The sequence below is a fragment of the Pseudomonas sp. 273 genome, from assembly GCF_029201425.1.
In the GTDB taxonomy this organism is placed as follows: Bacteria; Pseudomonadota; Gammaproteobacteria; order Pseudomonadales; family Pseudomonadaceae; genus Pseudomonas; species Pseudomonas delhiensis.
In genome coordinates this window covers 3,247,499-3,273,375 of the sequence record NZ_CP116775.1, presented here as the reverse complement: position 1 = coordinate 3,273,375, position 25,877 = coordinate 3,247,499, and the positions used below count along the sequence as shown (strand labels likewise).

Below are 25,877 nucleotides of genomic sequence, written 5' to 3'. Positions count from 1 at the left end.
TTCTACGGAGTCGATGAAGCGAGGACAGGACGATGGACCAGGACCGCGAGGCGCAGATACGCCAGAAGGCCCACGAAATCTGGGAAGCCGAAGGCCGCCCCAGCGGCCAGGCCGAACGCCACTGGCGAATGGCCCGGGAACACCTGGGCGAAATCCTCCCGGTGGAAGCCGCCCGCGACGCGCCCCCGGCGGGCAAGGCGCGGAAGCATCGCCGGGGCGGGTGATGCCGTCGGCGCCGAATGACCGTTTGCGGTTATCCGCCGTCATTCGTGCCACCAGGGTGTCCGGCGCGGCCGGTGAATCCAATCACGGACGGAGTCCGCGATGGCCCAGCGGCCGCACGAATCATCAGGCAAAACCACGGATATTCGCCCCCACCTCGCCTCCCCACCCACCCCTGCAAAATGCGCGGCACCTCCATCCCGGTCGTGCAACGCGCCCGCATCACAACGCCATCAGACTCACCATTTCCCCTTCTGAATCAACGGCCTGAAACAAGCGCACCGCCTGGTACGGAGCCTGCTTTGCGTACTGAGCCCGGGGCGCCTGCCCCGCAGTGCGTTCCGCAGCGGCAAACGCCGGCCCGGCCCGGCAGAAAATCGAAACTTCGCACCGCGCGGCCCGGTCCCCCTGAAGAGGTCGCCGGCGAAGCGGAGACTCCCAACGAAGGCCGGCAGGATTGTCCGGCCCACTGCAAAGAGGAAGTGGAAGATGCGAAACCTGCTGGCCGATGCCCGCCTGGAAGACCCCTGCCCACCCACGCTGCCGCCGTTTTCCCTGACGGCGGAAGTCACCCCCGTGCGGCGCAGGCGGATCCTCTTCGTCACATCGGAGCTCACCGACTTCGTCAAGGCCGGCGGCCTGGGCGACGTCTCCGCCGCCCTACCGCGGGCGCTGCTGGCCGAGCACGACATCCGCGTGCTGCTGCCCGGCTACCGCCAGGTGCTCAAGGGCGCGGTCGCCTGCCGGGTGGTCGGCCACCTGCCGGGCCTGGCCGCGCTGCCGCCCTGCGACATCGGCGAGCTGCAACTGGCCGACGGCCTGCGCGTCTACGTGGTCATCTGCCCCGAACTCTACGACCGCGAGGGTACGCCCTATGGCGACGACGCCGGCAACGAATGGCCGGACAACCACATCCGCTTCGCCCGCCTGAGCCTGGCCGCCGCCGACATGGCCGCCGGCCTGGCCACCCCCGGCTGGTGCCCCGACCTGCTCCACGTCAACGACTGGCCCAGCGCCCTGGCCCCGGCCTACATGGCCTGGCGCGGGCAGGCCACGCCCAGCGTGCTAACCATCCACAACCTCGGCTACCAGGGCGCCTGCCCCCTGGGCAGCTGCGCCGAGCTGGGCCTGCCCGAGCACGCCGGGCTGCCGGAGAGCATGGAGTTCTACGGCAAGCTGTCGTTCCTCAAGGCGGGCATCAACCATGCCAGCCACATCACCACCGTCAGCGAGACCTACGCCCGCGAGATCACCGGCGAGGCCTTCGGCTGCGGCCTGCAGGGCGTGCTCGCGCAGCGCCGCCGGGAAGGCCGCCTAAGCGGCATCACCCATGGCATCGACGCCAGCTGGGACGCGCGCAGCGACCCGCACCTGGTGGCGCGCTTCGACGCCCGCCGCCTGCAAGGCAAGCGGCGCAATGCCGAGTACGTGGAGCGCAGCTTCGGCCTGCTGCCCGGGCGCGGCCCGCTGTTCGCCGTGGTCTCGCGCCTGGTGCAGCAGAAAGGCATCGACCTGACCCTGGCCATCGCCGACCGCATGGTCGAGGCCGGCGGCCGCCTGGTGGCGATCGGCCGCGGCGAGCCGCCGCTGGAGCGGGCCATGGCGCAACTGGCCGAGCGCTACCCGGGGCGCGTCGGCGTGCGCATCGGCTTCGACGAGACCGAGGCGCGGCGCATCTACGCCGCCAGCGACTTCCTGCTGATGCCCTCGCGCTACGAACCCTGCGGGCTGAGCCAGATGTACGCCCAGCGCCTCGGCTCGCTGCCCATCGCCCGCTGCACCGGCGGCCTGGCCGACACCATCGTCGACGGCGTCACCGGCCTGCTGTTCCGCGAGGGCGACCCGGACAGCTACTTCGAAGCGGTGCAGCGCGCGCTGAACATCCACCGCTACCCCGAGCTGCTCAACGCCATGCGCTGCAAGGCCATGGAAGCCCCACCGTACTGGAGCAAGGCGGTGCGCCCCTATACCCGGCTGTACCGCGACCTGCTCGCGGAACTGCCCGTGAGCGTGCGCCGATGAGCCGCCAGCTGCCCCGGGCCGGAGCCCTGCCGCAGCCCGACGGGCTGACGCGCTTCGCCATCTGGGCGCCGGACGCGCGGCGGGTGGACCTGCAGCTGGGCGACGGCAGCCGCCTGCCCATGCAGGCCCTGGACGACGGCTGGTACAGCCTGGAAATCCCCTGCGCGGCCGGCAGCGCCTACCGCTTCTGCATCGACGACCGGCTGTCGGTGGCCGACCCGGCCTCGCGGGCCCAGGCCGGCGGCGTGGAGGCCGACAGCCTGGTGCAGGACCCCACCGCCTACGCCTGGCAGAGCCGCGAGTGGCGCGGCCGGCCCTGGCACGAGACGGTGCTCTACGAACTGCACGTGGGCCTGTTCGACGGCTTCGGCGCCCTGCTCGACTTCCTCCCGGGGCTGGTCGAACTGGGCGTCACCGCCATCGAGCTGATGCCGCTCAACGCCTTCCCCGGGCGCCGCAACTGGGGCTACGACGGCGTGCTGCCCTACGCCCCCGCCTCGGCCTATGGCACCCCGGAGAACCTCAGGCGGCTGATCGACCAGGCCCACCTGCTGGGCCTGATGGTCTTCGTCGACGTGGTCTACAACCACTTCGGCCCCCAGGGCAACTACCTGGGCGAATACGCCTCGGGCTTCTTCGGCGAGCAGCCCACGCCCTGGGGCCACGCCATCGACTTCGCCCGCCCGGCGGTGCGCGAGTTCTTCATCGGCAACGCCGAGATGTGGGTGCGCGACTACCGCGTCGACGGCCTGCGCCTGGACGCCGTGCACGCCATCGCCGACAAGGCCTTCCTGGTCGAGTTGGCCGGGCGCGCCCGCAGCGCCGCCCAGGGCCGCCACCTGCACCTGGTGCTGGAGAACGAGGACAACCAGGCGAGCCTGCTGCGCCAGGGCTTCGACGCGCAGTGGAACGACGACCTGCACCACGTGCTGCACCACCTGCTGACCGGCGAGCGCGAGGGCTACTACGCCGACTACGCCGGGGCCACCACCGCCAAGCTGTGCGCCTGCCTGGCCGAGGGCTTGGTCTTCCAGGGCCAGCGCGACTACCGCGGGCGGGTGCGCGGCGAACCCAGCGCCGAGCTGTCGCCGCTGGCCTTCGTGGCCTTCCTGCAGAACCACGACCAGGTCGGCAACCGCGCCCTGGGCGAGCGCCTGATCGCCCTGAGCCGTCCCGAGCGCCTGCGCGTGGCGGTGGCCCTGGTGCTGCTGGCGCCCATGGTGCCGATGCTGTTCATGGGCGAGGAATGGGGCGAGCGCAACCCCTTCCTCTATTTCACCGACTACCAGGGCGACCTGGCCAAGGCGGTCAGCGACGGGCGGAGCCAGGAGTTCGCCGCCTTCGGCCGCTTCTCCGGCGCCCTCCCCGAGCCCAACGACTACGAGACCTTCGTCGCCTCGCGGCCGCGCCCGGAACACGCCGACAGCGCCTGGCGCGCCCATTACCGGCGCCTGCTGGAGCTGCGCCATGCCTGGCTCATCCCACGCCTGGACGGCACCCGCGCCCTGGGCGCGGTGCCCCTGGGCGAGGCGGCGGTGAGCGCGCGCTGGCGCCTGGGCGATGGCAGTCTGTGGCGCATCGAGCTCAACCTGGGCAGCGAGGAAGTCTTCGTCGAGGCGCCGGCGGCGCAGACGCAGATCCTCTTCTGCGAAGGCCAGGAAGTCGCCGACTACCGCGCCGGCCGGCTCGCCCCCGGCAGCCTGGCCCTGAGCCTGGAGGACAGCCCATGAGCGATGCGCTGCTGCGCGAACTGGCCGGCGAGGCGGGCCTGAAGCTCGACTGGGTGGATGCCGACAACCGCCCGCAGCAGGCCAGCCCCGAGGTGTTGCGCCAGGTGCTGGAGGCCCTGGGGTTGCCGGCGCAGAGTCCCGGGCAGCTACGCCAGAGCCTCGGCCAGGTGCGCCAGGAGCGCGCCGCGCCGCCCTCGCTACTGACCCTGGACCAGGGCCGGCCGCTGCAACTGGGCCCCCTGGCCAGGCCCAACGAGTCGTTCCGGCTGGTCCCCGAGCACGGCGAGGACATCGAGGGGCGCCTGGACGAGGCCAGCGCCCTGCCCCCCGTGGCCCAATGCGGCTACTACCGCCTGCAACTGGCCGAGCGGGAGCTGAGCCTGGCCGTCGCCCCGCCTCGCTGCCCCCAGGTGCCGGAACTCTGCGACGGGCGCCGCCACGCCTGGGGCCTGGCGGCGCAGCTGTATGCCCTGCGCGAGCCCGGCGACGGTGGCCTGGGCGACCTGGCGGCGCTGGAGGCCCTGGCCCGCAGCGCCGCCGCCAAGGGCGCCGACGCCCTGGCCATCAGCCCGCTGCATGCCATGTTCGCCGCCGCCCGCCAGGCCTACAGCCCCTACTCGCCCTCCAGCCGGCTGTTCTTCAACGAACTGCACGCCGCGCCGCGCCAGGTCTTCGGCCAGGCCGCGGTGGAGCGGGCCATCGCCGAGGCCGGGCTGGGCGAGGAACTGCACGAGCTGGAAAGCCTGCCCCTGGTGGACTGGCCAGGCAGCGCCCGGGCCCGCGAGCGCCTGCTGCGGCAACTGCATGGCGGCTTCGCCCGGGCCGACGCCGGCCTGCAGCGTGACTTCCAGCGCTTCCGCCACGAGGGTGGCGAGGCCCTGCTGCAGCACTGCTGCTTCCAGGCCCTGCAACGCCGCCGCGGCGAGGCCGGCGACGGCCTGGACTGGCGCCACTGGCCGGCGGCCTTCCTCCGCCCGGAGGCCGAAGGCGTGCGCCAGTTCATGCTCGAACAGCCGGAGGAAATCGACTTCCAGCAGTTCTGCCAATGGCTGCTGGCGCGCTGCCTGCAACACACCCAGCAGGCGGCGCGCGACGCCGGCATGGGCATCGGCCTGATCGCCGACCTCGCGGTGGGCGCCGACCCGCGCGGCAGCCAGGCCTGGATGCGGCAGGACGAACTGCTGGCCGGGGTCAGCGTCGGCGCCCCGCCCGACGTGCTCAACCGCGCCGGGCAGAACTGGGGCATCTGCGCCTTCTCGCCCCACGGCCTGCGCCTGCACGGCTACCGTGCCTTCATCGAGATGCTGCGGGCCAACCTGCGCTACCCCGGCGGCCTGCGCATCGACCATGTGCTGGGGCTGCGCCGCCTGTGGGTGATCCCCGAGGGCGCGCCGCCGGAAACCGGCGCCTACCTGGAATACCCGCTGGACGACCTGCTCCGGCTCATCTGCCTGGAGGCGCGGCGAGCCCGGGCGCTGATCATCGGCGAAGACCTCGGCACCATCCCCGGGGGCCTGCGCGAGCGGCTCGCCGAGCACGGCATCCTGGGCATGCGGGTGCTGCTGTTCGAGCAGGCCGGCGGCCACTTCCACGCCCTGGCGCACTGGCCGGACGCGGCCCTGGCCACCACCACCACCCACGACCTGCCGAGCCTGGAGGGCTGGCGCCAGGGCCACGACATCGACTGGCGCGAGCGCCTGGGCCAGCGTAGCGAGGAACAGGCACGGCACGACCGCGAGGAACGCCAGCGGGACGTCCAGAGCCTGGCCCGGGCGCTGGCCGGGAACGGCATCGCCCGCGAACCGCTGGACGGCGCCATCGAGTTCGTCGGCCGCACCCCGGCGCCGCTGGTGCTGCTGCCCCTGGAAGACGCCCTGGGCAGCGTCGAGCAGCCCAATCTGCCCGGCCCCGGCGACGAACACCCGAACTGGCGCCGGCGCTACCCGGCCCGGGCCGCTCAGATGCTCGACATCCCCGCGGTGAACGCGCGCCTGGAACGCCTGGACCAGGCGCGCCGGGGGCACGACTCATGAACGCCATCCGCGCCACCCTGCGCCTGCAGTTCAACCGCGACTTCACCCTGGACGACGCCCTGCCCTGGCTGGACTACTTCGCCGAACTGGGCATCAGCCACCTCTACGCCTCGCCGCTGCTCACCGCCCAGCCCGGCTCCGGCCACGGCTACGACGTGGTCGACCCCACCCGCATCAACCCCGAGCTGGGCGGCGAGGCGGCCCTGCGCCGGCTGGTCGGCGGCCTGCGCCCGCGCGGCATGGGGCTGATCGTCGACACCGTGGCCAACCACATGCGCATCGGCCAGGCCAACCCCTGGTGGCAGGACGTGCTGCGCTGGGGCCTGGCCAGCCCCTACGCGCACTTCTTCGACATCCACTGGCGCAGCGACGACCCGCTGCTGGACCGCCAGGTGCTGCTGCCCTGCCTGGGCGGCGACTACTTCGACGAACTGCGGGCCGGGCGCATCCGCCTGGGCTTCGCCGAGCACGCCGGCTGCTTCCAGCTGCACTACGGCGAGCAGTGCTTCCCGGTGTGCCCGGCCACCTACGGGATGATCCTGGTGCACGCCGGCGAAGGCCCGCTGTACGAACTGGCGCCGCGTTTCGCCGAACTGCGCGGCCACCCCCAGGCCCGCGTGCTGGCCACCGCCCTGTGCCGGCGCCTGGCGGCGCGGCTGGGCGACGGAGCGCTGTGCGAACGCCTGCTGGGCTTCTACCAGGTGGCCGAGGGCCGGGACTGGCGGCCCCTGCACCGCCTGCTGGAGAACCAGCACTACCGCCTGGCCAACTGGCGGGTGGCGGCCGACGACATCAACTGGCGGCGCTTCTTCGACATCAACGAACTGGTCGGCCTGCGCGTGGAGCTGCCGGATGTGTTCGGCGCCTGCCACGCCTACCTCCTGCAACTGATGCAGGAAGGCCTGGTGGACGGCCTGCGCATCGACCACGTCGACGGCCTGGCCGACCCGCGCGGCTACTGCCGGCGCCTGCGCCGGGCGTTCCGCGACGGGACGGCGCCACTGTACGTGGAGAAGATCCTCGCCGTCGGCGAACGGCTGCCGGCCGACTGGCGGGTGGACGGCAGCAGCGGCTACGACTTCATGAACCAGGTGTCGCTGCTGCAGCACGACCCGCGCGGCGAAATCCCCCTGCGGGCACTTTGGGAGCAGACCAGCGGCCGCCGCCAGGGCTTCGATGACGAACGCCTGGCGGCCCGCGAATGGGTGCTGGGCGGCGCCTTCGCCGGCGACCTGGAAGGCATGGCCCAGGAGCTCTGGCAACTGGCGCGCACCGACCTGGCCAGCCGCGACCTGCCCCTGGGCTCCATCCGCCGCGCGCTGTTCCAGCTGCTGCGGGCCTTCCCGGTGTACCGCACCTACGCCGGCGCCTGCGGCCGTTCGGCCCAGGACCGGCGCTATTTCGAACAGGCCCGCGGCGCCGCGGAGGAACGCCTGGACGAGCATGACCGGCGCACCCTGGCCTGGCTCGGCCGGGTGCTGGGCGGCGAGCCCCTGCGCGCTGTGCCGCCCGGGCCGCTGCGGCAGAAGCGCCGGCAGGTGCTGGCGCGCTTCCAGCAACTGACTCCGCCCATCGCCGCCAAGGCCCTGGAAGACACCGCCTGCTACCGCCACGCCGCCGCCCTGGGACGCAACGACGTGGGCTTCGACCCGCAGCGCCTGGCGGCGCCACCCGCGGAATTCCACGCCGCCTGCCAGGCGCGCCTGGCCGAATTCCCCCGCGCCCTGCTGGCCACCGCCACCCACGACCACAAGCGCGGCGAGGACTGCCGCGCCCGCCTGGCCGCGTTGAGCGAACGCGCCCCCTGGTTCGCCGAGCAGGTCGCGCAGTGGCGCCCCCTGGCCGCGGCCCTGCGCCACCCCGGGACGCCCCATGCGCCCAGCGGCGGCGACGAGCTGATCCTCTACCAGTGCCTGCTGGCCAGCTGGCCCCACGAGCTGGGCGAAGACGACGCCGAAGGGCTGCGCGCCTACCACCGGCGCATTGCCCGGTGGCAGCTCAAGGCGCTGCGCGAAGCCAAGCTGGAAACCGACTGGAGCGCCCCCGTGCAGGCCTATGAAAATGCCTGCGCGGACTTCCTCGACGCCCTGCTCCTGCAACCCGCCGGCCGGGAACTGCGCGGCGCCGTGGCCGCGGCGGCCCGGGCTCTGATGCCCGCCGGCGCCCTCAACGGCCTGGCCCAGTGCCTGCTGCGCTGCACCGCCCCCGGGGTGCCGGACCTGTACCAGGGCTGCGAGTTCTGGGACTTCAGCCTGGTGGACCCGGACAACCGCCGCACCCCGGACTACGCCCGGCGCCAGGCCACCCTGCAAGCGAACCCCGACTGGCCGCAGCTGCTGGAGCACTGGCGCGACGGGCGCATCAAGCAGGCCCTGCTGCACCAGGCGCTGCAGCTGCGCCGGCGCTGGCCGCAACTCTTCGAGCACGGCGGCTACCAGCCCCTCGACCTGCACGGCGAGCACGCCGGCTGCCTGCTCGCCTTCCTGCGCAGCCATGCCGGCCGGCACCTGCTGGTGCTGGTGCCGCGGCTGTGCGCGGGCCTGCTGGAAGACACGCCGCTGCCGCGGGTGGGCGCCGAGCGCTGGGGCGACACCCGCGTGCGCCTGCCGGCCGGGCTGGCCGGCCGCCACTGGCAGGGCCTGGCCGGCGGGCACCGCGACGACGACGCCGAACTGGCGGTGGCCGCCCTGCTGGGCGAGTTGCCGGCCAACCTGCTGACCTGCGCCGACGAGGAGGCAAGCCCATGAACATCGACGAACGCCGGGTACGCGAACTGGCCCACCAGATCTGGGAATCCGAAGGCCGCCCCGAGGGCCAGGCCGAACGCCACTGGCGGATGGCCCGCAGCCTGGCCGAGGCCGAGCAGGAACAGATCGCCCAGCGCGAGGCCCCCGGCGAGGCGCCGGAGAAGCCGGCCCTGCTGCAGAAACCGCCGCGGCGCAAGGGCAAGCTGCCCGCCGCCGACCCCGAGCGCCCTGACGAGGGCTGAGCCCGGCGCCTTCCCCGCCCCATCGGCAAGCAGAGGACCCCCTCATGAGCAAACGCTCGCACTCGCGAGTCACCGAAGGCCGCCCCTTCCCCCTGGGTGCCACCTGGGACGGCCTGGGCGTCAACTTCGCGCTGTTCTCGGCCCACGCCACCCGCGTCGAACTATGCCTGTTCGACGCCAGCGGCAAGCGCGAGCTGGAACGCATCGAGCTGCCCGAATACAGCGACGAGATCTGGCACGGCTACCTGCCCGACGCCCACCCCGGGCAGATCTACGGCTACCGCGTGCACGGCCCCTTCGAGCCGGACGCCGGGCACCGCTTCAACCCCAACAAGCTGCTGATCGACCCCTACGCCCGCCAGCTGGTGGGCCAGCTGCGCTGGTCCGAGGCGCTGTTCGGCTACACCATCGGCTCGCCCGACGCGGACCTGAGCTTCGACACGCGCGACAGCGCGCCTTTCGTGCCCAGGTGCAAGGTCATCGACCCGGCCTTCACCTGGGGCGAGCAGCAGTTCACCCGCATCCCCTGGGACGAGACGCTGCTCTACGAGGCGCACCTGCGCGGCATCAGCATGCGCCACCCGACGGTGCCCGAGCGCCTGCGCGGCACCTGCGCGGGGTTGATGAACGCCGAGCTGATCAAGCACCTGCGCCACCTGGGCATCACCAGCCTGGAGCTGCTGCCGGTGCACGGCTTCGTCGACGACAAGCACCTGCTGGAAAAGGGCATGAGCAACTACTGGGGCTACAACAGCATCGCCTTCTTCGCCCCCCACGCCCGCTACCTGGCCAGCGGCCAGGTCAACGAGTTCAAGGAAATGGTGGCGCACCTGCACGACGCCGGCATCGAGCTGATCCTCGACGTGGTCTACAACCACACCGCCGAGGGCAACGAGCTGGGCCCGACGCTGAGCATGCGCGGCATCGACAACGTCTCCTACTACCGCCTGCAGGCCGACGACCGGCGCTACTACGTGAACGACTCCGGCACCGGCAACACCCTGGACCTCAGCCACCCCTGCGTGCTGCAGATGGTCACCGACTCGCTGCGCTACTGGGCCACCGAGATGCGCGTGGACGGCTTCCGCTTCGACCTCGCCTCCATCCTCGGCCGCTACGCCGAAGGCTTCGACGAGCGCCACAGCTTCCTGGTGGCCTGCCGCCAGGACCCGCTGCTCAGCCACCGCAAGCTGATCGCCGAACCCTGGGACTGCGGCCCCGGCGGCTACCAGGTGGGCCGCTTCCCGCCCGGCTGGGTGGAATGGAACGACCGCTTCCGCGACACCCTGCGCAGCTACTGGCGCGGCGACGAGGGCCAGCTGCCGGACCTGGCGCGGCGCCTCACCGCCTCCGGCGACCTGTACAACCATCGCGGCCGCCGGCCCTACGCCTCGGTCAACTTCATCACCGCCCACGACGGCTTCACCCTGCGCGACGTGGTGTCCTACGACCACAAGCACAACGAGGCCAACGGCGAGGACAACCGCGACGGCCACGACGACAACCGCTCCTGGAACCACGGCGAGGAAGGCCCCACGGGCGACCCGGCGATCCGCCAGCTGCGCCTGCGGCAGATGTGCAACCTGATGGCCACCCTGCTGCTGGCCCAGGGCACCCCCATGCTGCTGGCCGGCGACGAGTTCAGCCGCACCCAGCAGGGCAACAACAACGTCTACTGCCAGGACAACGAACTGGGCTGGATCGACTGGAACCTCGACGACGAGGGCCGCCAGCTGCAGGCCTTCACCCGCTACCTGATCCGCCTGCGGCGGCGCTACCCGATCCTGCGCCGCGGGCGCTTCCTGGTCGGCGAGTACAACGCCGAGCTGGGGGTGAAGGACGTGACCTGGCTGGCCCCCGACGGCCGCGAGATGACCCAGGAAGACTGGGAAACGCCCCAGGCCCGCTGCCTGGGAATGCTCCTGGACGGCCGCGCGCAACCCACCGGCATCCGCCGCAGCGGCGCCGACGCCACCCTGCTGCTGTTGCTCAATGCTCACCACGAGCCGCTGCAGTTCCAGCTCCCCGGCGTGGCCCAGGGCCGCGACTGGCAATGCCTGCTGGACACCATGGCCGAGCCGCCGGCCCTGGACGACGGCCTGGTGCACGGCTTCGACGCCGCCTTCGAACTGGGCCCGCGGGCGCTGGCGTTGTTCGTGTTGCGCAAGGAGGGGGATGGGTGACGGGCGTGGTTTCCCGTAGGGCGCATAACGCCTACGGCGTTATCCGCCGTTTGCGTCGGGCCCGGGTGCATGGAACGACGGCGGATAACCGCGAACGGTTATTCGCCCTACGAACCTGCCGGCTGACGCTGTGTTATCCGCGTTCGGCGCCAGCACACCCTCCCCCGGACAATCGGATGAAATCCGCCTGAACGGTGCCCCCGGCGCCCAGTCGGAAGCTATAGGCGCCCGCGAAGGCGTCCCCAACCGCAACCGCTATGGAGGACAGCATGAAAATCAGCGAAGTCATGACGCGCAACGTCCAGACCACCGCCCCCGACACCTCGCTGCAAGAGGCCGCCGCGGCCATGGCACGGATCGACAGTGGCGCCTTGCTGGTCAACGACGGCGACCGCCTGGTGGGCATGGTCACCGACCGCGACATCGTCGTCCGCGCGGTGGCCGCCGGGCTGGGGGTGGATACCCCGGTGTCGCGGGTGATGAGCGGCGACATCCACTACTGCTTCGAGGACGAAGAAGTGCAGCACGTGGCCCGCAACATGGCGCAGGTGAAGATGCGCCGGCTGCCGGTGCTGACCCGCGAGAAGCGCCTGGTGGGCGTGGTCTCCCTCGGCAACATCGCCGCCTGCCGCGACGCCCAGGCCAGCGACACCGTGCTGCGCGGCGTGGCCCAGGCCCACTGACCAGCCCCCTGGCCACGGCGCCGCCCGGGCCGTGGCCGGCCGCACAGCGGGAGAACGACATGAAAGCTGTGGTATTCCACGACGTCGGCGACATCCGCCTGGACGAGGTCCCGGAGCCGACGCTGCGCCAGCCCAACGACGCCATCGTGCGCCTCACCGCCTCGGCGATCTGCGGCACCGACCTGCACTTCGTGCGCGGCAGCGTGGGCGGCATGAAGCCCGGCACCATCCTCGGCCACGAAGGCGTGGGCATAGTCGAGGAACTGGGCGACGAGGTGCGCAACCTGCAGGTGGGCGACCGGGTGGTGGTCCCCTCCACCATCGCCTGCGGCAACTGCGTGTACTGCCGCGCCGGCTACTACGCCCAGTGCGACGTCGCCAACCCCGGCGGCCAGCGCGCCGGCACCGCCTTCTTCGGCGGGCCCGAGGCCAACGGCGCGTTCCACGGGCTGCAGGCCGAGAAGGCGCGCATCCCCTACGCCAACATCGGGCTCATCCGCCTGCCCTCGCAGATCAGCGACGACCAGGCGATCCTGCTGTCCGACATCTTCCCCACCGGCTGGTTCGGCGCCGAGCTGGCCGAGGTGGGCAGCGGCGACACGGTGGCGGTGTTCGGTTGCGGCCCGGTGGGCCAGTTCGCCGTCGCCAGCGCGCTGCTGAAGGGCGCCTCGCGGGTGTTCGCCATCGACCGCCACCCCGACCGCCTGCACATGGCCCGCCAGCAGGGCGCGGAGGTGATCGACTTCGAGCGCGAGGACCCGCTGCAGGCGCTGCTCTGGCTTACCGACGGCATCGGCGTGGACCGCGCCATCGACGCCGTCGGGGTGGATGCCGAGCGCAGCCACGGCGAGGTCACCCCGGCGCCCAGTGAAGGCCACGAGTCGCCCTGGACGCCGGGCAACGCGCCGGCCCAGGTGCTCGACTGGGCGGTGGCCGGCCTGGCCAAGGCCGGCACCCTCGGCATCATCGGCGTGTACGGGCCGGACTCGCGGACCTTCCCCATCGGCATCGCGATGAACCGCAACCTGACGCTGAAGATGGGCAACTGCCACCACCGCAAGTACATCCCGCGGCTGATCGAACTGGTGCTGAGCGGGCGCATCGACCCGGCCAAGGTGCTCACCCAGGTCAAGCCCATCAGCGACGCCATCGCCGCCTTCGAGGCGTTCGACCAGCGCCAGACCGGCTGGGTGAAGGTGGAACTGCAACCGCAGCGCCGGCACGCCGCCGCGGGCGACGAGGAACGCGTCCGCCAGCCGGCGCCGCCCGCCACGGAGTGACGCCATGGGAACGGACGGCCTGCACATCGGCATTTCCGGCTGGCGCTACGCCCCCTGGCGCGGCGAGTTCTACCCCAAGGGCCTGCCCCAGCGCGAGGAGCTGCGCTATGCCTCCCATGCCTTCGCCAGCATCGAGCTGAACGGTTCCTTCTACGGCCTGCAGACGCCCGAGCGCTACCGTCAATGGAAGGCGCAGACCCCCGAGGGCTTCCGCTTCAGCGTCAAGGGCCCGCGCTTCGTCACCCACCTGCGGCGCCTGCGCGAGCCGGAACAGGGCCTGGCCAACTTCTTCGCCTCCGGCCCCCTGGAGCTGGACGAGAAGCTCGGCGCCTTCCTCTGGCAGCTGCCGCCCAGCCTGGCCTACAGCGGCGAACTGCTGGAGGAGTTCCTCGCCCTGCTGCCACGCGACAGCCATGCGGCGGCCGAACTGGCGGGCTCCGCGGACGAGCGCCTGCGCCACGGGCAGCGCCCGCCGGGCAGGCGCTTCCCTTTGCGCCATGCCCTGGAGGTGCGCCACAAGAGCTTCTGCACCCCCGGCTTCACCGACCAGCTGCGCCGGCACGGCGTGGCCCTGGTAATGGCCGACGCGCCGTCGAAGTGGCCCTACGCCGAGGACCTCACCGCCCCGGACTTCACCTACCTGCGCCTGCACGGCGCCGAGGAACTCTATGCCAGCGGCTACGGCGAGAAGGCCCTGCGCCGCTGGTGCGAGCGCATCCGCCTGTGGCGCAACGGCCTGCAGCCCGCGGATGCCGAGCTGATCGACGCGGACAGGCGCGGCGACCGCCGGCACCGCGAGCTGTACTGCTACTTCGACAACGACATCAAGGTGCGCGCGCCCTTCGATGCCTTCCGCCTGATGCAGCTGCTCGACGTCCACCTGCCGCAGCAGCAGGTGCCGGGCGCCGCGGTGGAGGGCTGGGCATGAACCAGCCGGCCCGCACCGGCGCCGGCCAGGCGATGGCCAGCGGCCTTTCGCTGCGGGTACTGACGGTGAACACCCACAAGGGCTTCAACGCCTTCAACCGCCGCTTCATCCTCCACGAGCTGCGCGAGGCGGTGCGCGCCACCGCGGCGGACCTGGTGTTCCTCCAGGAAGTGCACGGCGAGCACCAGCTGCACGCCGGGCGCCACCCCGGCTGGCCGGCCACGCCGCACTACGAGTTCCTCGCCGACAGCATGTGGCCGGCCTTCGCCTACGGCCGCAACGCCGTCTACCCCGAGGGCCACCACGGCAACGCCCTGCTCTCGCGCTACCCGATCCTCAGCCACGACAACCACGACATCTCCATCGCCGGCAACGAGCAGCGCGGCCTGCTGCACGCCTGCATCGACCTGCCCGGCAGCGCCCCGCTGCATGCCGTGTGCGTGCACCTGGGGCTGCGCGAGGCGCAGCGGCGGCAGCAACTGGCGCTGCTCTGCCGCCTGGTGGAAAGCCTCCCCGCCCAGGCGCCGCTGATCGTCGCCGGCGACTTCAACGACTGGCGCTGCCAGGCCGGCGCCCTGCTCGCCGGCTGCGGCCTGGCGCCGGCCTTCGCCCACAAGGCGGGCGCCCCGCGCAGCTTCCCGGCGCGCTGGCCGCTGCTGCGCCTGGACCGCATCTACCTGCGCAACCTGCGGGTGCACGCCAGCCAGGTGCTGGGCGGCCGGCCCTGGCCGCACCTGTCCGACCATCTTCCCCTGCTCGCCGAGGTGAGCCCATGAACGAGCGCTGGCACGCGGGCAACCGTGTCGAACTGCTGGTCAACGGCGAGGCCTTCTACCCGCGGGTGTTCGAGGCCATCGCCAGGGCCCGCCGCGAGGTGCTGCTGGAGACCTTCATCATCTACGAGGACAAGGTCGGCCTGGCCTTGCGCAAGGCACTGCTGGCGGCGGCCCGGCGCGGCGTGCGGGTCGAGCTGATCGTCGACGGCTACGGCACCGCCGACCTGGGCACGGACTACATCGGCAGCCTGCTGGAGGCCGGGGTGCGCCTGCACCTGTTCGACCCGCGCCCGCGGCTGCTGGGCCTGCGCACCAACCTGTTCCGCCGCCTGCACCGCAAGCTGCTGGTGGTGGACGGCAGCACCGCCTTCGTCGGCGGCATCAACTTCAGCGCCGACCACCTGGCCGACTTCGGCACCATGGCCAAGCAGGACTACGCGGTGCTGGTGCAGGGCCCGGTGGCCCAGGATATCCGCCAGGCCAGCCTGGCCCTGCTGGAGGAGTACGGCAGCACCCCCGAGCGGCTGCCGCCCGGCCTGCCGAGCCTGGCCGGCGAGACCCGCGCCTGCCTGGTGCTGCGCGACAACGGCCCGCGCAGCACGGCCATCGAGCGGCACTACCTGGCGGCGATCCAGCGCGCGCGCCGGCGGCTGACCATCGCCAATGCCTATTTCTTCCCCGGCTACCGCCTGCTGCGGGCGCTGCGCCAGGCCGCGCAGCGCGGAGTGGAGGTGCGCCTGATCCTCCAGGGCCTGCCGGACATGCCGCTGGTGCGCCTGTGCAGCAAGCTGCTCTACGACACCCTGCTGCGCGATGGCGTACGGATCTACGAGTACTGCGACCGCCCGCTGCACGGCAAGGTGGCGGTGGCCGACGGCCGCTGGGCCACGGTGGGTTCGAGCAACCTGGACCCGCTGAGCCTGTCGCTGAACCTGGAGGGCAACCTGATGATCGACGACGCAGGTTTCGCCCAGGCGCTGGAAGCGCACCTGGACGCCCTGGCCCGCGACAACTGCCGGCGCATCAGCCGCAAGGTGGCGCGCCGCGGCTACTGGTGGCGCGCGCCCCTGGTGTTCCTGAGCTTCCACTTCCTGCGCCATTTCCCGGCCATCGCCGGGCAGTTGCCGGCGCACCGGCAGAAGCTGCGCTCGCCACGGGGGCTGGACGGCGAGCCGGCGGCGGACGCCCCGCGGGTGCGGCCATGAACGCCGCCGCGCCGCGGGAGCGGCACAAGCAGGCCTGGAAGCTGGCCCGGCGCGGGTTCTCCATCGCCCTGCTGGTGCTGCTGCCGGTGCTGCTGTTCCTGCTGATCCGCGCCACCGACTGGCAGGAGGTGTTCCACCTGCTGCGCGAGTACCGCGCCACCACCCTGCTCCTGGGGCTGGCCATCAGCCTGGCCAGCTACGCGGTGTTCAGCAGCTTCGACGTGCTCAGCCGCTACTACATCGGCCACCCGCTGCCGGTGCGGCGGGTGTTCACCGTGGCCTTCGTGTGCAACGCCTTCAACCTCAACCTCAGCTCCTGGGTCGGCGGCGTGGCCCTGCGCTACCGCCTGTACGGCCGCCTGGGCATGAGCGCGGCGGACATCACCCGCATCCTCAGCTTCAGCCTGGTGACCAACTGGTACGGCTACCTGCTGCTGGCCGGCGCGCTGTTCGTCACCGGCTACCCCGACCTGCCGGACGACTGGTCGGTGGGCCGCAACGGCCTGCGGCTGATCGGCGCTCTGCTGCTGGCCCTGGGCGTGGCCTACCCCCTGGCCTGCCGCTTCGCCCGGCGCCGCGCCTGGGGCTGGCGGCAGTACAGCCTGGCCCTGCCGAGCTGGCGCCTGGCGCTGCTGCAGGGCGCCATGGGGCGGCCAACTGGTCGCTGATGGCGCTGCTGGTGAGCGTGCTGCTGCCGGACAGGGCCAGCTACACGGAAGTGCTGGCGACCCTGCTGATCAGCAGCATCGCCGGGGTGGTGCTGCACGTGCCCGCCGGGCTGGGGGTGCTGGAGGCGGTGTTCATCGCCATCCTCCACGACCACCTGGGCCGCGGCCCCCTGCTGGCGGCGCTGATCGGCTACCGGGTGCTGTACTTCCTGGTGCCGCTGTTTCTCGCCTGCCTGGTCTACCTCTGGCTGGAACGCCGGGCCCGCCGCCTGCGCCGCCGCCAGCGACGCCTGGCGCGGGCGGCGGAGAATGCGCCGTAGGATGGGGGTCGTGCTTCGGACCGGTTATGGTTATCCGCCGTCATCCGTGCCACCGGGGCGTCCGGCATGGCCGGCGAGTCCAATCGCGGACGGAGTCCGCTCCTACGCCCGAGCCATGCCATTCCCCTGTAGGAGCGTGCCCTGCGCGCGAATCGCGGGCAGGGCACGCTCCTACATCCATGCTTCCTGGAATCGTAGGAGCGGACTCCGTCCGCGATAGGCCGAGCCCCGTTGCGAAATCGCAGATGAATCCATGCCTCCCTGGCCTGTAGGACGAATAACCGTTCGCGGTTATCCGCCGTTGGCCCGCGCTCCCGTGGCTACAGCCCCGCATCGGGAGCCGGTTCCAGGATCAGGCTGCCCAGCGGCGGCAGGTCCAGCAGCAGCGAATACGGCTGGCCATGGGAGGGTTCCGGGAGCGTCTCGCAGCGCTCGCGGCTGCCGGCGTCGGAGCCGGCGTAGGCGGCGCCGTCGGAGTTCAGGCGCACGCGCCAGGCGCCCTGCAGCGGCACCCCCACCCGGTAGCCCTCGCGCGGCTGGGGGGTGAAGTTGTGCACCACCAGCAGCGGCGAACGCTCGCGGTCCAGGCGCAGCCAAGCGTAGACGCTGTTGCGCTGGTCGTCGCCGATCAGCCAGTGGAAGCCCTCGGGGCCGTCGTCCAGCTGGTGCAGCGCCGGCAGCCCGCGGTACAGGCCGTTGAGGTCGCGCACCAGCGCCTGCACCCCCAGGTGCTCGGCGTAGCGCAGCAGGTACCAGTCCAGCTGGTCGTCGTGGTCCCATTCGCGCCACTGGCCGAACTCGCAACCCATGAACAGCAGCTTGCGCCCCGGGTGCGTCCACATCAGGCTCAGGTACAGGCGCAGGTTGGCGAACTGGCGCCAGCGGTCGCCGGGCATCTTGGCCAGCAGCGAGCCCTTGCCGTGCACCACCTCGTCGTGGGAGATGGGCAGGATGAAGCGCTCGGTGAAGGCGTACAGCAGGCCGAAGGTCAGGCGGTGGTGGTGGTAGCCGCGGTACAGCGGGTCCTCGCGGATGTAGGCCAGGGTGTCGTGCATCCAGCCCATGTTCCACTTGTGCGAGAAGCCCAGCCCGCCCTCGGCCACCGGCCGGCTGACGCCGGGCCAGGCGGTGGATTCCTCGGCGATCACCAGGGCGTCGGGCACCTCGGCGGCCACCACTTCGTTGAGGTGGCGGAGGAACTCGATGGCCTCCAGGTTCTCGCGCCCGCCGTGGCGGTTGGGGATCCACTCGCCTTCCTTGCGCGAGTAGTCGCGGTAGAGCATCGAGGCCACGGCGTCGACGCGCAGGCCGTCGACGTGGTACTCGCGCAGCCAGTGCAGCGCCGAGGCCAGCAGGAAGCCGTGCACCTCGGTGCGGCCGAGGTTGTAGATGTAGGTGTCCCAGTCCGGGTGGAAGCCCTCGAAGGGGTGCGCGTACTCGTACAGCGCGGTGCCGTCGAACTGCCCCAGGCCGTGCTCGTCGGTGGGGAAATGCGCCGGCACCCAGTCGAGGATAACGCCGATGCCGGCCAAGTGGCAGCGCTCGACGAAGGCGGCGAACTGCGCCGGGCTGCCATAGCGCGCGGTGGGCGCGAACAGCGACAGCGGCTGGTAGCCCCAGGAGCCGCCGAAGGGGTGCTCCATGACCGGCATCAGCTCGACGTGGGTGAAGCCCATGTCCTGCAGGTAGGGGATCAGCCGCTCGGCCAGCTCGTCCCAGCTCGGCGGCCGGCCGTCCAGGGTCTGCCAGGAACCGGCGTGCAGCTCGTAGATCGCCAGCGGGCTTTGCGGCCCCTGGCGGCCGTGGCGCTCGCGCATCCAGCGCTCGTCCCGCCATTGCCGCGGGGTGGGCTCGGCCACCCGCGAGCCGGTGGCCGGCGGCCGCTCGGTGGCCAGCGCCAGCGGGTCGGCCTTCAGCGGCAGCAGGCCGCCGGGGCCGAGGATTTCATACTTGTAGACCTCGCCGGGCTGCAGGCGCGGCACGAACAGTTCCCAGACGCCGCTGGGGTAGCGCAGGCGCATGGCGTGGCGGCGCCCGTCCCAGGCGTTGAAGTCGCCCACCACCGACACGCGCCGGGCGTTGGGCGCCCACACCGCGAAGCGCACCCCGGCCACGCCGTCCAGGGTCATGGCCTGGGCGCCGAAGCACTGGCCGAGGTGGCGGTGGTTGCCCTCGGCAAACAGGTAGAGGTCGGTGTCGCCCAGCAGCGGGCCGAAGGCGTACGAGTCCTCGGTGATCTGCTCGCCCTCGGGCCAGTGGATGCGCAGCAGGTAGGCCTGGCGCGCATCCAGGTGGGCGCTGAATAGCCCGCTGGCGTCCTGCTGCTCCATGGCCGCGAGGAACTCGCCCTCGCGGCCCAGCAGCTCGCAGGCGAAGGCTCCCGGCAGCCAGGCCCGCACGCGCCAGCCGTCGCCCTCCGGGTGCGCGCCGAGGAAGGCGAAGGGGTCGCCGTGCTCGGCCCGCTGCAGCCGTTCCAGGTGGTTGCGTTCGTCGTCGTGCAACGCCTGTGTCATGTCCTTCCTCCCAGCAGGTGGAGCGCGAGCTCCAGCATTCCCAGCAGCGGCACCCCGACCCAGTCGGGCCGGTGGCCGCCCTCGTAGACCACTTCGTAGGCCGCCTTCTCCAGGCTGAACAGCGCCATGGCCGCGCCCTCCCCCTCGCGCCCGTGCCATTCATGGGGCAGCCCGGCAGCCGCCAGGCGGTAGGCATCGAGGAAGGCGTCGCGGGCCTGGGTGCGGTAGCGCTGGGCGATGGCGCGGCGCACCTGCACCGCCTCCTCCGAGACGTCGGCGCTCTGCAGGTTGCGTTCGGCCATGGCGGCGGCGTAGTCGAAGGAACGCAGCACCCCGGCCACGTCCTTCATCGGGCTGTTCAGGGCCCGGCGTTGCTCCAGCGAGCGGTTGGGCTCGCCCTCGAAATCGATCAGGTAGGCGTCCTCCTGCACCACCAGCACCTGGCCCAGGTGCAGGTCGCCGTGCACGCGGATCATCAGCCCGCCCTCGGCCAGCCGCGCCAGGTTGCCCACCGCCAGCAGCAGCTCGTCGCGCAGCTCCAGCAGGCGGGCGGCCTGGGCGCGGCCGCGCTCGTCCAGGCCCGGGGCGTCTTCCAGCGCCTGCAGGGCCTGGCCGACCTGGGCGCCGACGCCCTCCTGCCAGGCACGGCTATCGGCCGAGCCGCTGCGCCGCGGGGCGAAGTCCGGCTCGTCCACGCCCTCGGTGAGCACCTGGTGCATCTCGCCCAGGCGCCGGCCGAGGGTGGCGGCGAAGCCGCGCAGCTCGTCCAGGGCATCGAACTCCGGGGGCTGCGCGGCGCCGGCGGCCAGGGCCTCGCGGATGGCCCGCTCCAGGTTGTTCTGCGTCCAGGTCCAGGCGTCGCCCTGGTTGCTCAGGTAGCCCTGCAGCAGCATCAGGGTGTGCGCCTGGCCCTGCTCGTCCACCCGGCGCACTTCGCCCAGCAACGGCGCGACGTTGGCGAAGCCGTGGCGGCTCAGGTAGGCGCCCAGTTCCGCCTCCGGGTGCAGGCCGGGCGAGACGCGCCGCAGCACCTTGAGCAGGAGGCCGTCGCCGAGCAGCGCCGAGGTGTTCGACTGGTCCGCGGCGAGCACCCGCACCGGGGCGTCCTCGGCCAGCTCCAGCCCGGCCAGGCCGGGCTGCGGCACGAACTGCACCTCGCCGCCCGGGCCGGCCAGGATGGCGCCCTGGCGCAGCAGCTGCAGCACGGCGCGGCTGAAGCGCGGCAGGCTCAGGGCGTCGGTCAGCATGCCGACGCGGCGGCCACGGCGCAGGCGGGCCATGGCCAGCTGCTGCGGCAGGTCATAGCCGCTGCTGCTCTTTTCCGGCGCCGCGGCCAGGGGCAGCTGGTAGTGCTCGCACAGCTCGCCGTCGCGGTATTCCAGCTCCACCAGCAACGGCGCGGCGTCGCCCTCCTCCAGCGGCAGCGCGTAGAGCAGGCGCACGCTGCCGGGCAGCGCCCGGGCATGGGGAACCAGCGCCGGCGCGGCAGGTAGCGCGGCAGCGAATCCTTCTCCAGCAGCTCGCGCGGCGTGCCGCCCATGAGTTCCTCCAGGCGCTGGCCCAGCACCAGGGTGGGCAGCTCCGGCAGGCGCTCCTCGGGCTGGCGGTGCCAGTTGGGCATGCGCTGCGAGTCGGCCAGGTAAAACCAGTAGAAGCCGTAGGGCGGCAGGGTCAGCAGGTAGGTCAGGCGGCCGATCGGCGGGAAGGCGGCGCCGCCTAGCATTTCCAGCGGCACGCGGCCTTCGAACTCGGCCAGTTCCAGCTCCACCGCCTGGGCCGCGCCGGACAGGTTGGCGATGCACAGCAGGCTGTCCTCGCCCTCCTCGCCGCGGTACTGCCGCAGGTAGGCGAGGATGCGCCTGTTGCTCGGCGACAGCAGGGTCATGCTGCCGCGGCCGAAGGCCTTCTGCTGCCTGCGCACGGCGAGCATGCGCCGCGTCCAGTTGAGCAGCGAATGCGGGTCGCGCAGTTGCGCCTCGACGTTGACGCTCTGGTAGCCGTACAGCGGGTCGAGGATCGGCGGCAGCACCAGGCTCGCCGGGTCGGCGCGGGAGAAACCGCCGTTGCGGTCCACCGACCACTGCATGGGGGTGCGCACGCCGTCGCGGTCGCCCAGGTAGATGTTGTCGCCCATGCCGATCTCGTCGCCGTAGTACAGCGTGGGCGTGCCGGGCATCGACAGCAGCAGGCTGTTGAGCAGCTCGATGCGCCGCCGGTCGCGCTCCACCAGCGGCGCCAGGCGCCGGCGGATGCCCAGGTTGATGCGCGCGCGGCGGTCGGCGGCGTAGTAGTTCCACAGGTAGTCGCGCTCGTCGTCGGTGACCATCTCCAGGGTCAGCTCGTCGTGGTTGCGCAGGAAGATGGCCCACTGGCAGTTGTCGGGGATGGCCGGGGTCTGGCGCAGGATGTCGCTGATGGGGAAGCGGTCTTCCTGGGCGATGGCCATGTACATGCGCGGCATCAGCGGGAAGTGGAAGGCCATGTGGCATTCGTCGCCGGGACCGCTGTCGTCCATGCCGCCGAAATAGGGCCGGGTGTCCTCCGGCCACTGGTTGGCCTCGGCCAGCAGCATGCGGTCGGGGTAATGGGCGTCCAGCTCGGCGCGGATGCGCTTGAGCACGGCGTGGGTCTGCGGCAGGTTCTCGCTGCTGGTGCCCTCGCGCTCGATCAGGTAGGGAATGGCGTCCAGGCGCAGGCCGTCCACGCCCAGGTCGAGCCAGAAGCGCATCACCCCGAGCACGGCGCGCAGCACCTGGGGGTTGTCGAAGTTCAGGTCCGGCTGGTGCGAGTAGAAGCGGTGCCAGTAGTACTGCCCGGCCTGCGGGTCCCAGGTCCAGTTGGAGGTCTCGCTGTCGACGAAGATGATCCGGGTGCCGGCGTAGCGCTCGTCGCTGTCGGACCAGACGTACCACTCCCGCGCCCGCGAGCCCTTCTTCGCCCGCCGCGCACGCTGGAACCAGGGGTGCTGGTCGGAGGTGTGGTTGATCACGAGCTCGGTGATCACCCGCAGGCCGCGCGCGTGGGCGGCGGCGATGAAGCGGCGCACGTCGGCCAGGGTGCCGTAGTCGGGGTGCACGCCGCGGTACATGGCGATGTCGTAGCCGTCGTCGCGCCGCGGCGAGGGGTAGAACGGCAGCAACCAGAGGGTGTTCACCCCCAGGTCGGCGATGTAGTCCAGCTTCTCGATCAGCCCGGGGAAGTCGCCGATGCCGTCGTTGTTGGCATCGAAGAAGGACTTCACGTGCAGTTGGTAGATGACCGCGTCCTTGTACCAGAGCGGGTCGTGCAGGAAGGGACGGGGCTTTCTCAGGCGTCTGGCCATGGGCGACTCCTACCGGCGCTGCGGGTGCAGGCGCCAGATGCCGAAGGGAAGGTGCCAGGGCTCGATGCGCATCCGTTGGCGTTTGCCGTACCAGGTCCACTGGTGGCCGTTCATCAGGTCCTCGCCGCCCATGGCGGCGTCGTCCGGCAGGCCGAACTCCCACAGCGGCAGCTCGAAGTCGGCCTCCTGGGCGTTGTCCGGGTCCAGGCACACGGCGACCAGCACGAAGTTGTCCAGGTCCGCGGTGCGCTTGCCGAAGTAGAGGATGTTGTCGTTCCAGGCGTTGTAGGCCTGGAAACCGAGGTGGCTGTGCAGCGCCGGGTTCTCCCGGCGGATGCGGTTGAGCCGGGTGATCTCGCCGACGATGTTGCCCGGCGCGCGGTAGTCGCGCTGGCGCAGTTGGTACTTCTCGGAATCGGCGTATTCCTCGCGGCCGGGGATGGCCGCCGCCTCGCACAGCTCGAAGCCCGAGTACATGCCCCACAGCCCAGAGCCGGTGGCCGCCAGCACGACGCGGATGAGAAAGCCGGCGCGCCCGCTGCGCTGCAGGAAGAAGGGGTTGATGTCCGGGGTGTTGACGAAGAAGTTGGGCCGGTAGCAGTCGCGCCAGGGCGGCTGGCCGAGTTCCTCGAAGTAGCTCTGCAGCTCCTGCTTGGTGTTGCGCCAGGTGAAGTAGGTGTAGCTCTGGCTGAAGCCGAGCTTGCCCAGGCGCGCCATCATCGCCGGGCGGGTGAAGGCCTCGGCCAGGAAGATGACGTCAGGGTGCAGGTGGCGCACCTCGGCGATCAGCCATTCCCAGAACGGCAGCGGCTTGGTGTGCGGGTTGTCGACGCGGAACAGGGTCACGCCCTGGGCCACCCAGCCCAGCACCACCTCCAGCAGGGCCAGCCACAGCGAGGGCACGGCGTCGGCGGCGTAGAAGTCGACGTTGACGATGTCCTCGTACTTCTTCGGCGGGTTCTCGGCATGGCGGATGCTGCCGTCGGCGCGCCAGCTGAACCAGCCGGGGTGCTGGCGCAGCCAGGGGTGGTCGGGCGAGCACTGGATGGCGAAGTCCAGGGCCACCTCCAGGCCGTGGGCGCGAGCATCGGCCACCAGGGCGCGGAAGTCCTCCAGGCTGCCCAGCTGCGGGTGCACCGCCTCGTGGCCGCCCTCCCCGCTGCCGATGGCGTAGGGGCTGCCGGGGTCGTCCGGGCCGGCCTGCAGGCTGTTGTTGGGGCCCTTGCGGTGGCTGCGGCCGATGGGGTGGATGGGCGGGAAATAGAGCACGTCGAAGCCCATGGCGGCGATTTCCGGCAGGCGCCGGCGCACGTCCTCGAAGCGCCCGTGCACGCCCGGCCGCGCCCCCTCGGAGCGGGGGAACAGCTCGTACCAGCTGGCGAAGCCGGCCAGCGGCCGCTCCACCTCCAGGCTCAGCACCGGGCTGCGCACCCGCTGCAGGCGCGGCTGCACCTGCTGCATCAGCGCCAGGGTGGCCGGGGCCAGCAGCAGGGCCACGCGGCCGTCGCGGGGCTGCTCGGCGGCGAGCCGCGCCAGCAGGGCGTCGAGCTGCTCGGCCGGCTCGCCCTGGGCCGCCTGGCGTGCCTCGCGCAGCAGCTGCTCGCCTTCGCTCAGCTCCAGGCCGATGGCCTGGCCGGCGGCGTACTTCTTCTCCAGGTCGTGGCGGAAGCTGGCGTAGCGGTCCAGCCAGGCCTGGATCACGAACTGGATGCGCCCCTCGTGGGGCGGCAGCAGCTCGGCCTGCCACAGGTCGTTGCCCTGCCAGGCCAGCGGCTGGCTGCGCCAGGCCTCGTCCGGCGCCAGGCGCCAGGTCACCTCGGCGCTCAGTTGCTCGTGGCCGTCCATGAAGACGCGCGCGCTGACCGGGCAACGCTGCCCGGCGATGGCCTTGGCGGCGAAGCGCCCGCCCTCGACCTGGGGCTCGATGCCCTCGATGGAGATGCGCGGCGCCTTGGCCGCGGCGCTGGCGCGCCCGTGCAGGTCCGAATTCATCGCTGCGCCCTCCTCGCCAAGCGATTCGATGATCGTCGGCCGCAACCTGCGGCCCCATGCTTTCCGAGGCTGGGCCAGCCGGCAAGTTCAGACTTTTCGCCGGCGGGCCGGCTCAGCGCGCGGCGCGTCGCCGGCTGCCGGCCTTGCGCCGCGCCGGCGCTTCCTCGGCCGGCTTCTCGCTGGCCTTGCCCTTGCCCGCCGGCCTGGCGCCAGCGCCCTTGGCGTTGCCGCGCAGGCTGCGCCGCAGCAGGTCGGTGAGGTCGATGATGTCGGCGCCCTCGCTGGCCTCCGGCGCCTCGGCGCCGGGCACTTCCTCCAGCTGGCCCTTGGCGGCCTTCTGCTCCACCAGGGCGTGGATCTCGTCGCTGAAGGTGTCCTTGAAGGCCGAGTCGTCCCAGGCCTGGCTCATGTCTTCCACCAGGCGCGTGGCCATCTCGCGCTCGCGCTTGTCCAGGGCGATGTCGTTCAGCTCCAGCGCCAGCTCGTCCACCGGGCGCACCTCGCCCGGCCAGCGCAGCGTCATCAGCAGCAGCGCCTCGCCGTCGGCCAGCAGCGCCGCCAGGTGCTGGCGGCTGTGCAGCACCAGCTGGCACACCGCGACCTTGCCGCTGCGCGCGAGGGTCTCGCGCAGCAGCACGTAGACCTTCTCGCCGCGCCGCTCGGGGCTCAGGTAGTAGGGGGTGTCGAAGTACGGCAGGGGAATCTCGCCACGCTCGACGAAGCGCAGGATGTCGATGGTCTGCGTGGCCCGCGGGCGCGCCGCGCGGATTTCCTCCTCGCTGAGCACCACGTAGCGGCCCTTCTCGTACTCCACGCCCTTGACGATCCGCTCCCTGGGCACTTCCTTGCCGGTCACCTTGTTCACCCGCTTGTAGCCCACCGGCTCCAGGCTGCGGGCGTCCAGCCAGTCGAAGTCGGTGCCGCCGGAACGGCTGGCGCTGTTGAGCCCCACGGGGATGTGCACCAGGCCGAAACTGATCGCGCCCTTCCAGATCACGCGCACCATGTGCG

At 71.8% G+C, this 25,877-nt stretch carries 14 protein-coding genes and 3 pseudogenes; 13 read left to right on the top strand and 4 right to left on the bottom strand.

Annotated elements, in window-relative coordinates; all coding sequences use genetic code 11:
* Positions 1–32 precede the first annotated feature (32 nt).
* The 13 genes and pseudogenes from PKO50_RS34125 to PKO50_RS15265 form a co-directional block, all read left to right on the top strand.
* Positions 33–137, top strand: a pseudogene (locus PKO50_RS34125) (DUF2934 domain-containing protein); the annotation flags it as partial.
* Between the two features lie 574 nt (positions 138–711).
* Positions 712–2,244 (top strand): glycogen synthase GlgA, encoded by a 1,533-nt coding sequence (gene glgA / locus PKO50_RS15320; protein WP_109936035.1) that lies wholly within the window; start codon positions 712–714, stop codon positions 2,242–2,244.
* Positions 2,241–3,974: a malto-oligosyltrehalose trehalohydrolase gene (gene treZ, locus PKO50_RS15315; RefSeq protein WP_275630211.1), complete on the top strand. Its 1,734-nt coding sequence runs from the start codon at positions 2,241–2,243 to the stop codon at positions 3,972–3,974. Before glgA ends, treZ begins: the two co-directional genes overlap by 4 nt.
* Positions 3,971–6,007: a 4-alpha-glucanotransferase gene (gene malQ, locus PKO50_RS15310; protein WP_275630210.1), complete on the top strand. Its 2,037-nt coding sequence runs from the start codon at positions 3,971–3,973 to the stop codon at positions 6,005–6,007. The genes treZ and malQ overlap by 4 nt, the downstream gene beginning before the upstream one ends.
* Positions 6,004–8,754 (top strand): malto-oligosyltrehalose synthase, encoded by a 2,751-nt coding sequence (gene treY, locus PKO50_RS15305; RefSeq protein ID WP_275630209.1) that lies wholly within the window; start codon positions 6,004–6,006, stop codon positions 8,752–8,754. Before malQ ends, treY begins: the two co-directional genes overlap by 4 nt.
* Complete coding sequence (locus PKO50_RS15300; protein WP_089393176.1) at positions 8,751–8,996, top strand: DUF2934 domain-containing protein; 246 nt, start codon at positions 8,751–8,753, stop codon at positions 8,994–8,996. The genes treY and PKO50_RS15300 overlap by 4 nt, the downstream gene beginning before the upstream one ends.
* A gap of 44 nt (positions 8,997–9,040) precedes the next feature.
* Complete coding sequence (gene glgX / locus PKO50_RS15295; protein ID WP_109936039.1) at positions 9,041–11,179, top strand: glycogen debranching protein GlgX; 2,139 nt, start codon at positions 9,041–9,043, stop codon at positions 11,177–11,179.
* Between the two features lie 269 nt (positions 11,180–11,448).
* Positions 11,449–11,862 (top strand): CBS domain-containing protein, encoded by a 414-nt coding sequence (locus tag PKO50_RS15290; protein WP_275630208.1) that lies wholly within the window; start codon positions 11,449–11,451, stop codon positions 11,860–11,862.
* A gap of 59 nt (positions 11,863–11,921) precedes the next feature.
* The gene (locus PKO50_RS15285) at positions 11,922–13,142 is read left to right on the top strand and encodes a zinc-dependent alcohol dehydrogenase (RefSeq protein WP_275630207.1); all 1,221 of its coding nucleotides are present in this window, start codon (positions 11,922–11,924) and stop codon (positions 13,140–13,142) included.
* Positions 13,143–13,146: 4 nt separating this feature from the next.
* The gene (locus tag PKO50_RS15280) at positions 13,147–14,070 is read left to right on the top strand and encodes a DUF72 domain-containing protein (RefSeq protein WP_109936041.1); all 924 of its coding nucleotides are present in this window, start codon (positions 13,147–13,149) and stop codon (positions 14,068–14,070) included.
* Positions 14,067–14,846 (top strand): endonuclease/exonuclease/phosphatase family protein, encoded by a 780-nt coding sequence (locus PKO50_RS15275; RefSeq protein ID WP_109936042.1) that lies wholly within the window; start codon positions 14,067–14,069, stop codon positions 14,844–14,846. Before PKO50_RS15280 ends, PKO50_RS15275 begins: the two co-directional genes overlap by 4 nt.
* A complete protein-coding gene (gene clsB, locus PKO50_RS15270) occupies positions 14,843–16,051 on the top strand; it encodes a cardiolipin synthase ClsB (protein ID WP_275630206.1) in 1,209 nt (402 codons plus the stop codon). Before PKO50_RS15275 ends, clsB begins: the two co-directional genes overlap by 4 nt.
* A pseudogene (locus tag PKO50_RS15265) lies at positions 16,048–17,039 on the top strand (lysylphosphatidylglycerol synthase domain-containing protein). Before clsB ends, PKO50_RS15265 begins: the two are co-directional and overlap by 4 nt.
* Positions 17,040–17,359: 320 nt before the next feature.
* On the opposite strand, the gene glgB reads toward PKO50_RS15265, so the two are convergent.
* From glgB to PKO50_RS15245, 4 genes and pseudogenes are all read right to left on the bottom strand, one after another.
* A complete protein-coding gene (gene glgB, locus PKO50_RS15260) occupies positions 17,360–19,552 on the bottom strand; it encodes a 1,4-alpha-glucan branching protein GlgB (protein WP_275630205.1) in 2,193 nt (730 codons plus the stop codon).
* Positions 19,549–22,874, bottom strand: a pseudogene (gene treS / locus PKO50_RS15255) (maltose alpha-D-glucosyltransferase). The gene glgB and the pseudogene treS overlap by 4 nt, the downstream one beginning before the upstream one ends.
* 9 nt (positions 22,875–22,883) lie before the next feature.
* Positions 22,884–24,866 (bottom strand): alpha-1,4-glucan--maltose-1-phosphate maltosyltransferase, encoded by a 1,983-nt coding sequence (locus PKO50_RS15250; RefSeq protein WP_275630204.1) that lies wholly within the window; start codon positions 24,864–24,866, stop codon positions 22,884–22,886.
* 112 nt (positions 24,867–24,978) lie between these two features.
* Positions 24,979–25,872, bottom strand: a complete 894-nt coding sequence (locus PKO50_RS15245; RefSeq protein WP_275630203.1) for a Ku protein — start codon at positions 25,870–25,872, stop codon at positions 24,979–24,981.
* Positions 25,873–25,877: the final 5 nt, after the last annotated feature.

Excerpts from the sequence above, each read along its gene's own strand:
- PKO50_RS15250 (WP_275630204.1), bottom strand. The coding sequence starts at position 24,866 with ATGAATTCGGACCTGCACGGGCGCGCCAGCGCCGCGGCCAAGGCGCCG.
- PKO50_RS15300 (WP_089393176.1), top strand. The coding sequence starts at position 8,751 with ATGAACATCGACGAACGCCGGGTACGCGAACTGGCCCACCAGATCTGG.
- malQ (WP_275630210.1), top strand. The coding sequence starts at position 3,971 with ATGAGCGATGCGCTGCTGCGCGAACTGGCCGGCGAGGCGGGCCTGAAG.
- clsB (WP_275630206.1), top strand. The coding sequence starts at position 14,843 with ATGAACGAGCGCTGGCACGCGGGCAACCGTGTCGAACTGCTGGTCAAC.
- PKO50_RS15280 (WP_109936041.1), top strand. The coding sequence starts at position 13,147 with ATGGGAACGGACGGCCTGCACATCGGCATTTCCGGCTGGCGCTACGCC.
- PKO50_RS15245 (WP_275630203.1), bottom strand. The coding sequence starts at position 25,872 with ATGGTGCGCGTGATCTGGAAGGGCGCGATCAGTTTCGGCCTGGTGCAC.
- PKO50_RS15285 (WP_275630207.1), top strand. The coding sequence starts at position 11,922 with ATGAAAGCTGTGGTATTCCACGACGTCGGCGACATCCGCCTGGACGAG.
- glgB (WP_275630205.1), bottom strand. The coding sequence starts at position 19,552 with ATGACACAGGCGTTGCACGACGACGAACGCAACCACCTGGAACGGCTG.
- PKO50_RS15275 (WP_109936042.1), top strand. The coding sequence starts at position 14,067 with ATGAACCAGCCGGCCCGCACCGGCGCCGGCCAGGCGATGGCCAGCGGC.
- PKO50_RS15290 (WP_275630208.1), top strand. The coding sequence starts at position 11,449 with ATGAAAATCAGCGAAGTCATGACGCGCAACGTCCAGACCACCGCCCCC.
- glgX (WP_109936039.1), top strand. The coding sequence starts at position 9,041 with ATGAGCAAACGCTCGCACTCGCGAGTCACCGAAGGCCGCCCCTTCCCC.
- glgA (WP_109936035.1), top strand. The coding sequence starts at position 712 with ATGCGAAACCTGCTGGCCGATGCCCGCCTGGAAGACCCCTGCCCACCC.
- treY (WP_275630209.1), top strand. The coding sequence starts at position 6,004 with ATGAACGCCATCCGCGCCACCCTGCGCCTGCAGTTCAACCGCGACTTC.
- treZ (WP_275630211.1), top strand. The coding sequence starts at position 2,241 with ATGAGCCGCCAGCTGCCCCGGGCCGGAGCCCTGCCGCAGCCCGACGGG.